This is a genomic window from Bradyrhizobium sp. USDA 4486 (assembly GCF_054057995.1).
In genome coordinates this window covers 2868521-2882543 of the sequence record NZ_JBSRZV010000001.1, presented here as the reverse complement: position 1 = coordinate 2882543, position 14023 = coordinate 2868521, and the positions used below count along the sequence as shown (strand labels likewise).

The 14023-nt window shown below is 64.1% G+C and carries 12 protein-coding genes and 2 pseudogenes; 9 read left to right on the top strand and 5 right to left on the bottom strand.

The features are described 5' to 3' along the window. Positions 1 to 35 precede the first annotated feature (35 nt). The 4 genes and pseudogenes from ACVWY3_RS14210 (at position 36) to ACVWY3_RS14195 (ending at position 3242) form a co-directional block, all read left to right on the top strand. Positions 36 to 749, top strand: coding sequence for a PIG-L deacetylase family protein (locus tag ACVWY3_RS14210; protein ID WP_456839004.1), 714 nt, complete (start codon positions 36 to 38; stop codon positions 747 to 749). Next, positions 746 to 1429, top strand: coding sequence for a 4-carboxy-4-hydroxy-2-oxoadipate aldolase/oxaloacetate decarboxylase (locus ACVWY3_RS14205; protein ID WP_456839003.1), 684 nt, complete (start codon positions 746 to 748; stop codon positions 1427 to 1429). The genes ACVWY3_RS14210 and ACVWY3_RS14205 overlap by 4 nt, the downstream gene beginning before the upstream one ends. A gap of 28 nt (positions 1430 to 1457) precedes the next feature. Continuing rightward, positions 1458 to 2328 (top strand): annotated as a pseudogene (locus tag ACVWY3_RS14200) (ABC transporter substrate-binding protein). Continuing rightward, positions 2325 to 3242 (top strand): DUF1932 domain-containing protein, encoded by a 918-nt coding sequence (locus ACVWY3_RS14195; protein WP_456843364.1) that lies wholly within the window; start codon positions 2325 to 2327, stop codon positions 3240 to 3242. The pseudogene ACVWY3_RS14200 and the gene ACVWY3_RS14195 overlap by 4 nt, the downstream one beginning before the upstream one ends. Here ACVWY3_RS14195 and ACVWY3_RS14190 read toward each other — a convergent pair. Next, a complete protein-coding gene (locus tag ACVWY3_RS14190) occupies positions 3232 to 3576 on the bottom strand; it encodes a hypothetical protein (RefSeq protein ID WP_456839002.1) in 345 nt (114 codons plus the stop codon). The two genes, ACVWY3_RS14195 and ACVWY3_RS14190, sit on opposite strands and share 11 nt — an antisense overlap. A 193-nt stretch (positions 3577 to 3769) precedes the next feature. Next, entirely contained in the window at positions 3770 to 5011 is a 1242-nt protein-coding gene (locus ACVWY3_RS14185) for an amidohydrolase family protein (protein WP_456839001.1), read from the bottom strand. A gap of 207 nt (positions 5012 to 5218) precedes the next feature. Between ACVWY3_RS14185 and ACVWY3_RS14180 the strand changes: the two genes are divergently transcribed. From ACVWY3_RS14180 to ACVWY3_RS14160, 5 genes are all read left to right on the top strand, one after another. Continuing rightward, positions 5219 to 5635, top strand: coding sequence for a nuclear transport factor 2 family protein (locus tag ACVWY3_RS14180; protein WP_456839000.1), 417 nt, complete (start codon positions 5219 to 5221; stop codon positions 5633 to 5635). Positions 5636 to 5769: 134 nt separating this feature from the next. Next, complete coding sequence (locus ACVWY3_RS14175; RefSeq protein ID WP_456838999.1) at positions 5770 to 6678, top strand: amino acid ABC transporter substrate-binding protein; 909 nt, start codon at positions 5770 to 5772, stop codon at positions 6676 to 6678. Positions 6679 to 6987: 309 nt separating this feature from the next. Beyond that, positions 6988 to 9039, top strand: a complete 2052-nt coding sequence (locus tag ACVWY3_RS14170; RefSeq protein WP_456838998.1) for an FUSC family protein — start codon at positions 6988 to 6990, stop codon at positions 9037 to 9039. Next, complete coding sequence (locus ACVWY3_RS14165) at positions 9036 to 9242, top strand: DUF1656 domain-containing protein (RefSeq protein ID WP_456838997.1); 207 nt, start codon at positions 9036 to 9038, stop codon at positions 9240 to 9242. The genes ACVWY3_RS14170 and ACVWY3_RS14165 overlap by 4 nt, the downstream gene beginning before the upstream one ends. Next, on the top strand, positions 9239 to 10105 hold the full coding sequence (locus ACVWY3_RS14160) for an efflux RND transporter periplasmic adaptor subunit (protein WP_456838996.1): 867 nt from the start codon (positions 9239 to 9241) through the stop codon (positions 10103 to 10105). The genes ACVWY3_RS14165 and ACVWY3_RS14160 overlap by 4 nt, the downstream gene beginning before the upstream one ends. A gap of 699 nt (positions 10106 to 10804) precedes the next feature. On the opposite strand, the pseudogene ACVWY3_RS14155 reads toward ACVWY3_RS14160, so the two are convergent. The 3 genes and pseudogenes from ACVWY3_RS14155 to ACVWY3_RS14145 form a co-directional block, all read right to left on the bottom strand. Continuing rightward, positions 10805 to 11028: pseudogene (locus tag ACVWY3_RS14155) on the bottom strand (acyl-CoA dehydrogenase); the annotation flags it as partial. Between the two features lie 39 nt (positions 11029 to 11067). Continuing rightward, positions 11068 to 12186: a glycoside hydrolase family 172 protein gene (locus tag ACVWY3_RS14150; protein ID WP_456838995.1), complete on the bottom strand. Its 1119-nt coding sequence runs from the start codon at positions 12184 to 12186 to the stop codon at positions 11068 to 11070. Between the two features lie 100 nt (positions 12187 to 12286). Next, positions 12287 to 13912, bottom strand: a complete 1626-nt coding sequence (locus tag ACVWY3_RS14145; RefSeq protein ID WP_456838994.1) for a long-chain fatty acid--CoA ligase — start codon at positions 13910 to 13912, stop codon at positions 12287 to 12289. Positions 13913 to 14023: the final 111 nt, after the last annotated feature.

Genomic DNA, 14023 nt, shown 5'->3' with positions numbered 1-14023 from the left:
AAAATGCTTACGAACGAAAAAGGGGAGTTTGTCCCATGAAAGCAGGTCTTGTCGTCACTGCCCATCCCGGTGATTTCGTCTGGCGCGCCGGCGGCGCCATCGCGCTGCATGCGAAGAAGGGCTATCGCATGAAGATCGTCTGCATGTCCTTCGGCGAGCGCGGCGAGAGCCAGTTCGCCTGGAAGGAAAAGGGCGCGACCCTGGAATCGGTCAAGGCCGGCCGCAAGGACGAGGCGGAGCGGGCGGCCAAGGTACTCGGTGCCGAGATCGAGTTCTTCGATTGCGGCGACTATCCGCTGAAGCTGAAGGAGGCGCATTTCGACCGCATGGTCGATATCTACCGCGAGCTCAATCCCAGCTTCGTGCTGACCCACGCGCTGGAAGACCCCTATAATTTCGACCATCCAAACGCGGCGCATTTCGCGCAGGAGACCCGCGTCGTCGCGCAAGCCATGGGCCACAAGCCCGGTGCGCAGTACAAATATTCGGCGCCGCCGGTGTTCCTGTTCGAGCCGCACCAGCCCGAGCAGTGCAATTACAAGCCGGACCTGCTGCTCAAGATCGACGAGGTCTGGAAGGAGAAATATGAGGCCTTCCAGATCCTCGCCGCGCAGAAGCACCTGTGGGGCTATTACGAGCGCGTCGCGCTCAATCGCGGCATCCAGGGCAGCCGCAACACCGGCGTGCCCATGACCTACGGCGAGGCCTATCAGCGCCTGTTCCCGACCGTTGCGGAGGAACTGGCATGAAGTCCGTCGTCGTTCGCAACATCAAGCGTGCCGATTCCGCCGGAATGGCGGAATACGGCGTCTCGACCGTGCACGAGGCCTTTGGCCGCATCGGCCTGATGAAGCCGTATCTGCGCCCCGTCTGGGCGGGCGCCTCGATTGCCGGACCTGCCGTCACCGTGCTGGCGCAGCCCGGCGACAACTGGATGATCCATGTCGCGGTCGAGCAGTGCAGGAAGGGCGACATCCTCGTCGTCGGCTGCACCACCGACAACACCGACGGCATGTTCGGCGAGCTGCTGGCGACCTCGCTCCAGGCGCGCGGCGTGCAGGGGCTGGTCATCGATGCCGGCTGCCGCGACGTCAAAGCGCTGCACGAGATGGAGTTTCCGGTGTGGTCGCGCGCGGTCTCGGCCAAGGGCACGGTGAAGGCGACGCTCGGCTCGGTCAACGTTCCCGTGGTTTGCGCCGGCGTCAACGTCGATCCCGGCGACATCATCGTCGCCGATGACGACGGCGTCGTGGTGGTGCCGAAGCGCTACGCCGCCGAAGTCGCCGAGAAAGCGAAGAAGCGCAACGCTGACGAAGGCGGCAAGCGCAAACGGCTCGCCTCGGGCGAGCTGGGGCTCGACATGTACAGCATGCGCGAGGCGCTGGCGAAGGCCGGGCTTGTCTACGTCGACAATCCCGAGGACGCCTGAAGCGGAATGAGAGAAGCGGGGCGGGCGGATGGATCGTCTCAAGCTGAAGGGCCGTGCTCGGCAGTCATCCTCATGTCCAGGCGGTGAAGAGCGGCGCGCTCCGCTCCGAGCTTTTCGACCTCGACTTCGTCGAGTACACGCCAACCAACACGGCGTTCAAGCCGATGGTGCGCGAGCAGGCTTTTGATGTCTGCGAGATGGCGATCGTCACCTATCTGATGGCAAGGGCGCACGGCAAGCCGTTGGTGCTGTTGCCGGCCACCATACTCGGCCGCTTCCAGCATTCCTATGCTCTCTATAACCCCGCGCATGGCACGCTCGGGCCGTCCGATCTCGAAGGCAAGCGCGTCGGCATCCGCTCGTTCACGACAACGACCGGCGCCTGGATCAGGGGCATCCTCGCCAACGACTATGGCGTCAATCTCGACAAGATCAAATGGGTGACCTTCGAGGATCCGCACGTCGCCGAATATGTCGACACCACCGAGCGCGCGCCAAAGGACAAGAAGATCTTGCAGATGCTCATCGACGGCGAGATCGATGCCGTCCTCGGCGAGACCTCTGACAATCCCAAGCTGAAGCCGCTCTTCGCCGATCCGGCCGCGGAAGCCGCCAAATGGTACGCCAGGCGTGGCGTCGTTCCGGTCAATCATCTCGTGGTCGTGACCGGGCGGCTTGCAAAATCGCGTCCCGACGTGGTCGCGGGCGTCTATGATCTGCTCAAGCGGAACAAGCAGCAGATGGGCGCTGCAGCGACACCCGACCTCCTACCGTTCGGGATCGAGGCCAACAGAAAACCCTTGGAGCTGATCATCGACTACGCATTCCAGCAGGCGCTGATCCCGCGCCGCTATGCGGTCGAGGAGCTGTTCGACGAGACGACACGAGGACTGAACTGATGGCGGATCCGAAACGGTGGCAGATCGGACTGGTCGGCTATGGCGAGGTCGGCCGCATCCTGGCCGAGGATTTGCGCCAGCAAGGCATCAAGGTCGCAGCCTATGACATCAAGCTCGGGACCGAGCAGGGTGCGCCGCTGAAGGCGCATGCGGCGAAGCACGGCGTGACGCTTGCGGCGTCTCATGCCGAGCTGAGCGCAAAGTCCGATTTCATCATCTCCGCCGTCACCGCGAGCCAGGCCGTGCCTGTTGCAAAAGCCTGCGCAGCCGCGATCAACCAGGGCACCTGGTTCCTCGATTTCAACTCGGCCTCGCCAGGCGCCAAGCAGCGCGCGGCGGCCTTGATCGACGGTGCCGCGGGGCGCTATGTCGAGGGCGCGGTGATGACCTCGGTGCCGCCGTACCGCATCAAGGTGCCGCTGCTGCTCGGCGGCCCCGGCGCGAAGGAGCTCGAGCCGCTGCTGAATGCGATCGGCTTCGCGGCGAAGGTCGCGAGCGACAAGCTCGGCGTGTCCTCGGCGGTGAAGATGTGCCGCAGCATCATGATCAAGGGCCTCGAGGCCATGGTCATCGAAAGCTTCACGACCGCGCGCGCCTATGGCGTCGAGGACGCCGTGCTGGCCTCGCTGGCGGAGACGTTTCCCGCCATCGATTGGGAGAAGCAAGGCGCCTATTTCTTCCAGCGCGTGATCGAGCACGGCCGCCGCCGGGCCGAAGAAATGCGCGAGGTAGCCGAGACCGTGCGCGAGGCGGGACTGACGCCGTGGTCGGCGCAGGGTACGGCCGAGCGTCAGGCCTGGGTCGCCGATCTCGCCGATGAAGGGCTGTTTGGCACCAAGGGAACGAAAGAGTTCGCCCGCAGCGCCGACTGGCGCATCGAGGCGGATCGCATCCTCGCGAAGATCAAGCGCTGACCGCGCGCGTTCGGGTCAGGGTCTTGCCGCCGGCGCCATCGCCGGAAATTGCGCTGCGGGCTTGCTCGATCAAGCCGATCAGGCTCTTGGCCTTGCGCACAACGTCCGCGCTGCGCTCGGCGCGGAACTCCGCCAGGATCATGCCAATGCACTTGTCGGCCGTATCGAGCGCCCAGAGCGCGTGAGCCATGTCGCTCTCGGTCTGGGTTGCCGAGATATCGAGCGCCGACAGCACTTCGCCGATGCCGTTCAATCGCTTGATGGCCATTTCTGCGGGCGTGTTGGCCCGCACCGACTGATAGTCGATGCTGCCGAATGCGCTGAACAAATCCATGCTTCCCCACCGACGCTGATCAGGGCGCCCCGTAGTACGATCCGGCAGGCCCTTTGGGCAATGCGCACGGCTACGGTCCGGGATTCTACCGGGGCCGGATTGTCGAGCGATTGCAGCCGAAATCGGGTCGACGCAGCGCGAAGCGGAGGCCCGCTGCCCGACCATCTTACCGCCGGACCCGAGCAATGGCCGCTCAGTGGCCGGGGCGGAACAGCGTCGGCCGCTGCCGCTCGAACGTTTGCCGGCCGCGCTTGAACCCCATCACGACCTCCGGCAGCTCCGCGATGGCGAAGCGGCTGTCCTGCGTGTCGAGCACGACGAGATCGGCGGGATTGCCGACTTTGACGCCGTAATCGTCGAGGTTCATCAGCCGGGCCGGCAGCTCGGTCACGAGGTCGAGGCAGGTGTCGAAATCGCTGACCGAGGCGTGCGCGACATTGGCGTAGAAGTTCGCCATGCGCAGCAGCGAGGCGTCGCCGAACGGCGTGAAGGGATTGAGCACGTTGTTGGTCGCAACCGAGCACAGCACGCCGTCGCGGGCGAGCTTGTGGGCCAGCGTCAATCCGCGCGGAGCGTTGTGGGTGGCTTCGCGGCCCATGAGATAGAGATCGGTCGCCGGCAGCACCGTCACGGCAACGCCCGCTTTCGCCAGCTGCGCGGTGGCGGTCTTCAGCCGCTGCGGCGGCAATGCCGAGAGCTTTGTCGCATGGCCGATCGCAACGCGCCCCTCATAGCTGCGCCGCTCGGTCTGCCGGCAGACCTCGTCGAGATGCCACCAGGACGGATCGAGATCGAAGTCGAGGTGGAGGTCGACATCGACGTCGAATTCCTGCGCGAGATCGAAGACGCGTTCGAGATGGACGCTCGGGTCGGTGTCCGTATAGGGACAGCCGCCGACGACCTCGCCACCCTCGCGCAGCGCCTGGATCAGCAGGTCCTCGGCTCCGGGATCGTTGGTCAGGCCTTCCTGCGGGAAGACGCAGAGCGAGAGGTCAATCGCCCAGGCATAGTCGCGCTTCAGCGCCTTGACCGCTTCGAAGCCGCGCAAGCCGATGCGCGGGTCAATCTCGACATGCGTCCGCATCCGCGTCGTGCCATGCACGATGGCGCGTTCGAGCACCTTTGCGCCGCGCGCATAGACGTCCTCGACGGTGAAATCCTTCTTCATTCCGGCGACGGCGCGGATGGCCTCGGAGACGCTGCCGTGGCCATGCCCGCAGCGGCCGAGCAGGCAGGCCTTGTCGAGATGGATGTGGGTATCGACAAAGCCGGGCAAGGCGAGGCGTCCGCCGACCTCGACCTCGACGGCTTCGCACGAAAGCTTTGGCTCGATCGCGGCGATGCGGCCGCCTTTCACGGCGATGTCGACGGGCGCGGCTGATGATCGCAACAGCACGTTGCGGAAAACGAGATCGAAGGCGGCCTGGGTGGTCATGAAGTCGGATTCGCGTGGGACAGGCTAGCGGACAAGGCGTAAGCCGGCAGCTCCAGATTCTGGGCAACTCTGCCACGAAAATGTTCAAAAATATGCATGCAGTTCAGTGCACGAATTGTAGAATATACGTCCGGTGAACCCGCCAATAGAACCCGCCAATAGAACCCGCCAATAGAACCCGCCAAGAGACCCACCAAGAGACCCACGATGTCCGCCCCAGCAAGAGCCGACCGCCCGATGACCGACGCCGAAATCGTCGAAGCTTATCTTAAAGCATCAATGATCCCCGATCCCGACGCCGCGGCGGCCTATATGAAGCCAGGTACGGTGATCACCTTTACCGGCGGGCGCGAGTTCGATCACCCGCGCGGGCCGGCTGGCTTCAATGCCAGGCGTTATCGCTGGGTCAAGAAGAAGATGGACCGCTTCGATGTCTGCCCCGGCGCGGACGAGACCATCGTCTACAGCATCGGCACGCTCTATGGCGAGTGGACCGACGGCACGCCGTTCGAGGGCAATCGCTACGTCGACCGCTTCGTCGTCAAGGGCGGCCAGATCGTGAAGATGGACGTCTGGAACGACAGCGCCGAGCGCATCCTGGTCCAGCGCGGGATCGAGGCTTAATCCCTCGGCCGCGAAATATACAAAAGCGCAAGAGCTGATAGACGCAGCCACCTCTGGCGGCAGGCGCATACGTAGGCTATCACCTCCGCGATCGCGTCTCGCCATGAGACGATGACCCCTTGAGGAGCCCCGCGATGCGTTTTCCTACCGTTGTCCTCGCCCTGACATGCCTTGCAGGCGCAGCTTCAGCCGAGGACCTCACCGGCACGCTCCAGAAGATCAAGGAGACCAAGAAGATCACGCTGGGCTATCAGGAGGCTTCGGTCCCATTCAGCTATCTGGACGGCAACCAGAAGCCGGTCGGCTTTGCCCTGGACATCTGCCTCAAGATCGTCGACGCGGTGAAGAAGCAGCTTGCCATGCCCGACATTGCCGTCGACTATGTCGCCGTGACGTCGTCGAACCGCATTCCGCTGATGGTCAACGGCACGCTCGACCTGCATTGCTCGGCGACCACGAATAATGCCGACCGCCAGAAGCAGGTCGCCTTCACCAACACGCATTTCCTCAGCGCGACGCGCTTCGCGGCGAAGAAGGCGGCCAAGATCAACACTGTCGACGATCTCAAGGGCAAGGCGGTCACCGCGGTCGCGGGCTCTGTCAACTTGAACCAGCTCGCCAAGGTCAATACCGAGCGCAACCTCGGCATCAAGATCATGCCGGCCGTGGATCAGGCTGAGGCTTTCCTGCTGCTGGAGACCGACCGGGCCCAGGCCTACGCGCTCGACGACGTCCAGCTCGCGGTCGCCATTGCGCGCTCGAAGGAGCCGGGACTCTACATGATCAGCGAGGAGACGTTTGCGAAGGCCGAGCCGTTCGGGATCATGCTGCGGAGAGAGGACGCGCCGTTCAAGGCGCTGGCCGACCGCGCCACGGCCGAGCTCTACGCCAGCCCGGAAATCGAGGTGCTTTACAAGCGCTGGCTGGAATCGCCGACGCCGCCGAATGGCATCAACTACAACGTCCCGATGTCGCCGGCCCTGCGCAATGCCTTCAAGAACCCAAGCTCCAGCGCCGATCCGGACGTCTATGTGGTGAGGTGAGGCGACAGGGCTGTAGGGTACGATTGGTGCTGTCCGAGCAAGCGCCTCGTCCTTCGAGCAGACCGCTTTCAGCGGCCTCCTCATGAATCAGGCTGAGCGGCAGCTTGGCCTGCCGAAATTTGCTGCCAAGCACTCCGCCCTCATCCTGAGGGCCTGACGCGCCTGTCCTCGTTCGCTTCTGCGGTGCGGGCGAGCCTGCTAAGGGATATCGAGCCCGAGGAACTTGCGATAACCTTCGAGACTCTTCAGCGCATCGAACGGCGGGCTGCCGTCTGCAAGACGCCAAGACGGGCCTAGAGGCGAAGTAGCATGCGCACGGACGAGTCCTTCCTGGTCCGCCACGCGGACCTGATTTTTGCTTTAAAGACGTTCGCCGCGTCGATGCTGGCGCTCGTCATCGCGCTCGCCATGGATTTGCCGCGGCCCTATTGGGCGATGGCGACGGTCTACATCACCTCGCAGCCGCTCGCGGGCGCGACCAGCTCGAAGGCGTTCTTCCGCGTGATTGGCACGCTGGTCGGCGCGGCCATGACGGTGGCGCTGGTGCCGAATCTGATCGACGCGCCGGAACTGCTGTGCCTCGCGATCGCGCTCTGGGTCGGACTCTGCCTTTACCTCTCGCTGCTCGACGGCACGCCGCGCAGCTATGTCTTCATGCTGGCAGGATACACGGTCGCCTTGATCGGCTTTCCCTCGGTCTCCGAGCCCGGCGCCATCTTCGACATCGCAGTGGCGCGGGTGGAGGAGATCTCGCTCGGCATCATCTCCGCCAGCCTCGTCTCCACCATCGTCTTTCCGCGCAGCGTCGGGCCGGCCGTCGCCCATCGGGTCGACACCTGGCTCTCGGATGCGCAGCGCCTGAGCCAGGTGGTGCTGCTGCGGCAGGGCACGAGCGAAACGCGTCGCGGCCGGCGCCTCAAGCTTGCGACCGACATCGTCGAGATCGACACGCTCTCCACCCATCTGGCTTATGACCGGCTGACCGATCGCAATGCCGTGATCGGCCTTGGCGAGATCCGGCTGCGCATGCTGATGCTGCTGCCGGTGGTCGCCTCGCTGGAGGATCGGCTGGCCGCACTGGGGGAGGAGGTGTTACGGCGTCAGCCCGAACTGAAGCGGCTGCTGGAGGATCTCGCGCAATGGATCACGAGCGATGTCGGCGCGCGGCAGCCGGCCGAGCGCATCCGCGCCATGATCGCGGAGCGGCAGGCGGTGCTCGATGACAGTGCCTCCTGGGAACGGATCATCACTACCAGCCTGTTGTCACGGCTGCGCGAACTCGTCGATCTCTCGCGCGATTGCCGCACGCTGACTGCGGCGATCGGCGATGGGCGCAACGTTTCGACGCTCGATCTCGCCTTCCAATCCGAGGCGGGCGCCGCACCCGTGCGGCACAGGGACCGTGGCCTCGCGCTGTGGTCGGCAGCCGGTGCCGCCACGGCGATCCTGATCTGCTGCGCCTTCTGGATCGGCACCGGCTGGCCGGACGGCGCATCGGCGCCGATGATGGCGGCGGTCGCTTGCTCATTCTTTGCCGCGCAGGACGAGCCGGCGCGTTTCATCCGCAGTTTCGGTCTATGGTCGCTGGTCGCGATCGTCGTCGTCGCGGTCTATCTGTTCGCGATCGTGCCCGCGATCTCCCATCTCGAGGTCCTGATCGTCGCGCTGGCGCCGACGTTCCTGCTCTATGGCTTCTTGATCGGCCGTCCCGCCACCGCGGGAACCGGCATGGCGCTCGCGGCCAACACCGCGACCCTGCTTGCGATCCAATCGACCTACAGCGCGGATTTCGCCTCCTACGCCAACTCGGCGGTCGCCTTCTTCGTCGGCGTCGTCATCGCCGAAATCGTGACGCGGATCGCGCGCGGGGTCGGCGCGGAGTGGATCGCCAACCGCCTGGTGCTGTCGAGCTGGAAGACGATCGCGATTGCCGCCGAGCGCCGCGGCAAGCGCGACCGCGCCGAATTCGCCGGCCTGATGCTGCACCGTCTTGGATTGCTGGTGCAGCGCATCGCCTTCCTCTCCGAGAGCGATCGCCGCGACACCGACAGCCTGGTCCAGCTCCGCATCGGGCTGAACATCATCGACCTGCGCCGCGCCCGCTATGGTCTTGCGATATCGACCATCTCGGTCATCGACGACATGCTCGACCAGCTTGCCGCCGCCTGCCGCAGCTATGCCGGCGGAGGGATGCCTGCAGAATTGTTGCGGCATGTCGATCGGGCGCTGGCCCAGGCCGTCAAGGATCCCAATGACAGCGCGCGGGAAGACGCGCTGATCGGCCTCGTCGGCATCCGCCGCGGCCTGTTCCCGGACGCGCCGGCCTATCGGCCACGCGCAGGCGAGAGTGTTGCGGCATGAGGTATGTGATCGACATTTACGGCGTGCTGGTGCCGGCCTTGCTGCTGTGGATCATCGTCGCCTATGCGCTGAGCGCGGTGCAGCGCCGCCTGATGCAGCGCTTCGACCTCTACCGGCTGGTGTGGCACCGCGCGCTGTTCGATTTCTCGATTTTCGTCTGCCTTCTCGGCGGCGTCGTCTATCTCTCGGAGTATCTGCCATGAAAGGAAATCTCGCCGGGCTTGGCCGCCTCGCGCTGACCGTCATCGTCATCGTCGCTGCGCTCGCGGTCGGCCGCGAGCTCTGGGTCTACTACATGGAGTCGCCCTGGACCCGCGACGGCCGCGTCCGCGCCGACGTGGTGCAGGTTGCCCCTGACGTCTCCGGCTTCGTGACCGAGGTGCTGGTCAAGGACAACCAGAAGGTCCGACGCGGCGACGTGCTGTTCCGGATCGACCGCGAGCGCTTCGCGCTGGCGCTGCGGCAGGCCGATGCCTCGGTCGCCGGTCATCAGGCGACGCTCGATCAGGCCAATGCCGATCTGAAGCGCTATAGCGCGCTGACGACCGACGCCGTCTCGCAGCAGAAGCAGGAGCAGGTGCTGGCGACCCAGCTCCAGGCCAAGGCGGCGTTCGATCAGGCCGTCGCCGACCGTGCGGTGGCGCAGCTCAACCTCGACCGCAGCGAGGTCCGTGCCTCCGTGAACGGCGTGATCACCAACATGGATCTGCGCCCCGGCGCTTACGTCACGGCCGGGAAGGGCGTGATGGCGCTGGTCGACACCGACACGCTGCATGTCGAAGGCTATTTCGAGGAGACCAAGCTTGCGCGCATCCGCGTCGGCGACAAGGTGCAGGTTCGCCTGATGGGCGAGAAGGCCACACTGACCGGCCACGTCGAGAGCATCGCGGCCGGCATCGAGGATCGCGACCGCGCCGAGGGCGCGAGCCTGCTCGCGAACGTCAATCCCACCTTCAGCTGGGTGCGGCTGGCCCAACGCGTCCCGGTGCGGATTGCGCTGGATCCGGTGCCTGAAGCCTTGTCACTGGTGGCGGGACGGTCGGCGACGGTCGAGGTATTAGACTAACGCCGCGAGCAGATGGTCGCGCTTGGCCCTGGGGAAAACCGGTAACAAGCGTTTCAATGCCATACCGTGAGGCTAATTCTGATCGCGTGTGTTGAGTCGGGAGACTGCATGAGCGTTTGGTTTTTAGTTCTAGCAGCCTGTATCGTCGGCACGTTGGTCCTTTTGGCGTTCTGCCGATAGCACCGATAGCAGATGCAATTGTTGCGGCGAAGCATCAGCGAGCTGCAGAATAGCGGTTCCAGACCGATGGTTTTTGACTGTGCACGGATGAACGCGTTCACTTCCGGGATCGGAGGCGGACGTGAGCTGGTTGTTTGTGTTTCTCATTGCCGCAAGCGCAGTCGTTCTGATCGCCCATGCGATTGACGCGATGCGCTCTTGATACGGCCTGCGAATCATTTGTCGTCGGTAGCTTGGTAAGCACCAACAATGTTCCGCGGCGGGCGAGCGTCAATTTGAGGAACCTGGCCTCACGGGCCCAAGTTGTCACAGCAGGAGGAATACAATGCTTGCGTTCTATCTGCCGATCATCATTTTCGGAGCGATGCTCGAAGCGATTTCGAATCTGAATGTATCTTCGCCCATGCAGGATCCGCCAAGAGTCGACTAGACGACGATCCCTCTAGCGCATTCTCTGGTACCTACGCACCAGCGTCGGCTTACGCGTTCGAATACTTCTTCAGCTCGAGCCTTGCGATCTTCGGGCGCAAGATGCGAGCGGCCCATGACTTCGCAGAGCGGGGCGTATTCGAGCTTGGTGAGGCCGGCGCGCCATGGCGCGATTCCGGCAGGAACAGATTCCAGAGGCCCTCCGCACGCGCCAGCGGCTTCAGCTCCTCGACGACGGGATAGACCTTCCACGGCCCGAGCTCCTCCGCCTCGCGATAGAACCGCTCCCCGTTCGGATAGATGTGCCGGTCCATGAAACTTTCGAGCGTGCGCTTGAGCTCGACGGTAGCGGCTTAGCCGATTTCGAGATAGTCCGGGCCAGGCAGCTTGAGAAATGGTGCCGTCGGCAATCCCTGATACCAGAACGCGACCGACGCGATGTCGTCCTGCAACGGAAGGTATTTTGCCTCCTTAACGCCGGGCAGCCAGCCCAGCGCCTGGATGGTCACGCGCAGGTCGGAGCGGAAACGTACGGGATCGGGGATGTGCCAGCGGTAGAGGCCGAAGCGCTGTTGTGACTTGTAGACGCCATCGGGGCGGATCACCTGAGGCAGGCCGGCGTAGGGTGTGGTGAATTCCTGATAGCGCGATTGCTGCGGCGGACCCTGGCGGGAATGCGCGACATAGGGATCGAAATTGTAGGCCCCGCAGAAATAATCTTCGGTGCCGGTGCCGCAGATCGACGGGAAGTCGCCGTCGCCGTCGATGAAGAACTTGATCTCGCCTTCGCCCCACCAGCCGTTGTTGTTGACGCCCCAGGCCATGTAGGTGCCGACATAATGGCCCGCGCCGCTGACGCCATCGAGGATGGTGTAGACCTCCTTGTAAGGCAGCGGATTGGTGCGCCGGAACTGCGCATGGAAATAGGCGCAATCCTCAGGGACATCAGTCAGTGTGTAGTTGATCTGATAGTAGAGGGTGATCTGCTCCTCGCTGCGATTCTCCAGCGTGAAGCGCGCGCGCTTGCGGAATGGCATTTCCCAGTAACAGTTGAAGGCGCGGCCGGGGTTGACGCAGACCGCGAGCGAGGACACCTGCGCGAACTCCTCCCAGCCGCAGGCGAAGAAATCGCCGGCGGGGCATTCGACGCTGGGCTGCTCTTGATCGTCCCAGTACACGCGCAGGATCGAATGGCGCAGCCGCCCGCGCGCCAGCGTCATCCAGATCTGTTGGATCGCGCCCTGGCCCTCGATGTCGGCGAGCGTGAACGTCGCGCCCGGCTCGATGACGACGTAAGGCGAGACCTTCCAGCCCTGGCCGAGATCGCGGGCCTGGCGGGCGGCGGGGCCATCGACGGACATGCCGCCTCTGCCCTTTTCGCCCGAAAAGTTCTCCGGGCTGATCGAGCGCGTCTGCGCGTTCGACAGGCGCGACAGATTGCCGAGATGCAGGCCCAGGCCGGAAAACGCCATGATGTCCTCCATATGGGTTCGCGACGTCCCGGTATATCGTTCCCGAATTGACCAAAACATGAAGATCGCGCACGGAATTGTCCGCACGCGACCGATCTCGTCATGCGACGCGATAGTCCCTGAACTTCTCGCGCAGCGCCGATTTCAGCACCTTGCCGGTGCCGGTCATCGGGAATTCGTCGAGGAATTCGACGGCGTCGGGCAGCCACCAGCTCGCGATCTTCGGGCGCATGTGATCGAGCAGCGCCTTGCCGTCGACGGTCGCGCCCTTCTTGCGGACGACGAGGAGCAGAGGACGCTCCTGCCATTTCTCATGGCTGATCGCGACCACGGCGGCTTGCAGCACGTCGGGATGCGACAGCGCGATATCCTCGAGCTGGATCGAGGAGATCCATTCACCGCCGGACTTGATCACGTCCTTGGAGCGGTCGGTGAGGGTGACGTGGCCCTGGCTGTCGATCACGGCCATGTCGCCGGTGATCAGCCAGCCGTCGCGGTCGAGCCCTTCGTCGAGCTTCATGTAGCCGGAAGCGACCCAGGGACCGCGCGCGCGCAAATGGCCGACGGTCTTGCCATCGCGCGGCAGCTCATTGCCGGCATCGTCGACGATGCGCAAATGGGTGCCGAAGCAGGCCCGGCCCGAGACCTGGCGGCGGTCGAACTTCTCCTTATCGCTGAGATGCTCCGAGCCCGGCCGCAAGCTCGGCATCGAGCAGCCCAGCGCCTCGGTCATGCCCCAAGCCTGGATGTAGTCGACATTGTAGTCGCGCTTGAGCTTCTCGACCATCGCGCGCGGCGGGGCGGAGCCCGACGAGAGCGTCGCGCGCAGCGTGGTGAATTTGTTGCCGGTGCGGCCGAGCCAGTCGAGCAGGATCAGCCAGAAGCTCGGCACGCCCGCCGACAGCGTCACCTTCTCGCCTTCGAGCAATTCATAGAGCTTGTCGGGCTCATAATTGCGGCCGGGCAGCACCAGCTTCGAGCCGGTATAGGGCGCGGTGAACGGCATGTTCCAGCCATTGCCGTGGAACAGCGGCGCCATCGGCATCATCACCTCGCGCACGCCTTCGACATGTCCCGGAAGGAAGTCGAAATTGCAGGAGGTCATCGTCTGCAGGATCGCGGCGCGGTGCGAGTAGATCACGCCTTTGGGATTGCCTGTTGTGCCCGAGGTGTAGCAGATGGTGGAGGCGGATTTTTCGTCGAACTCCGGCCAGGCGAAGCCGGCCTCGTTCTCCTGTTGCAGCAGCTCCTCATAGCAATGCACGTTGGCGAGCTTCGTGTCCGGCATCCGCTCGCGCGAGGACATCACCACATAGGCCTCGATCGTCTTCAGCTGCGGCGCGATCGCCTCGACGATCGGCAGCGTGGCGCGGTCGATGAACAGAAGTCGGTCCTCGGCGTGGTTGATGATATAGACGAGCTGCTCGGGAAACAGTCGCGGGTTGACGGTGTGCAGCACATATCCCATGCCCGGCGCGGCATAGAACATCTCGAAATGCCGGTGGGTATTCCAGGCGAGCGTGCCGACGCGGTCGCCACGCTGCATGCCGAGCCGCTTGAGTGCCAGCGCCATACGCTTGATGCGCGGATGCGCGTCCGCATAGGTATAGCGATGGATGTCGCCCTCGATCTCGCGCGCGACGATCTCCGCTTCGCCGTGATGGTCGGCGGCGTACTGGATCAGGCCGCTGATCAGGAGCGGCATGTCCATCATCAATCCCTGCATCGTTTCCCTCCGGAGCGCCATGTCGTTGCACGGCATAGGCTTGTGATTTGCGCGCGAGGTTAGCGGAACGTCACGCGGCGTTCACGCAAAAAGCGAGGGAGGTGATTGCAT

Excerpts from the sequence above, each read along its gene's own strand:
- ACVWY3_RS14150 (WP_456838995.1), bottom strand. The coding sequence starts at position 12,186 with ATGGCGTTTTCCGGCCTGGGCCTGCATCTCGGCAATCTGTCGCGCCTG.
- ACVWY3_RS14145 (WP_456838994.1), bottom strand. The coding sequence starts at position 13,912 with ATGCAGGGATTGATGATGGACATGCCGCTCCTGATCAGCGGCCTGATC.
- ACVWY3_RS14185 (WP_456839001.1), bottom strand. The coding sequence starts at position 5,011 with ATGACCACCCAGGCCGCCTTCGATCTCGTTTTCCGCAACGTGCTGTTG.
- ACVWY3_RS14180 (WP_456839000.1), top strand. The coding sequence starts at position 5,219 with ATGTCCGCCCCAGCAAGAGCCGACCGCCCGATGACCGACGCCGAAATC.
- ACVWY3_RS14205 (WP_456839003.1), top strand. The coding sequence starts at position 746 with ATGAAGTCCGTCGTCGTTCGCAACATCAAGCGTGCCGATTCCGCCGGA.
- ACVWY3_RS14190 (WP_456839002.1), bottom strand. The coding sequence starts at position 3,576 with ATGGATTTGTTCAGCGCATTCGGCAGCATCGACTATCAGTCGGTGCGG.
- ACVWY3_RS14160 (WP_456838996.1), top strand. The coding sequence starts at position 9,239 with ATGAAAGGAAATCTCGCCGGGCTTGGCCGCCTCGCGCTGACCGTCATC.
- ACVWY3_RS14175 (WP_456838999.1), top strand. The coding sequence starts at position 5,770 with ATGCGTTTTCCTACCGTTGTCCTCGCCCTGACATGCCTTGCAGGCGCA.
- ACVWY3_RS14170 (WP_456838998.1), top strand. The coding sequence starts at position 6,988 with ATGCGCACGGACGAGTCCTTCCTGGTCCGCCACGCGGACCTGATTTTT.
- ACVWY3_RS14210 (WP_456839004.1), top strand. The coding sequence starts at position 36 with ATGAAAGCAGGTCTTGTCGTCACTGCCCATCCCGGTGATTTCGTCTGG.
- ACVWY3_RS14165 (WP_456838997.1), top strand. The coding sequence starts at position 9,036 with ATGAGGTATGTGATCGACATTTACGGCGTGCTGGTGCCGGCCTTGCTG.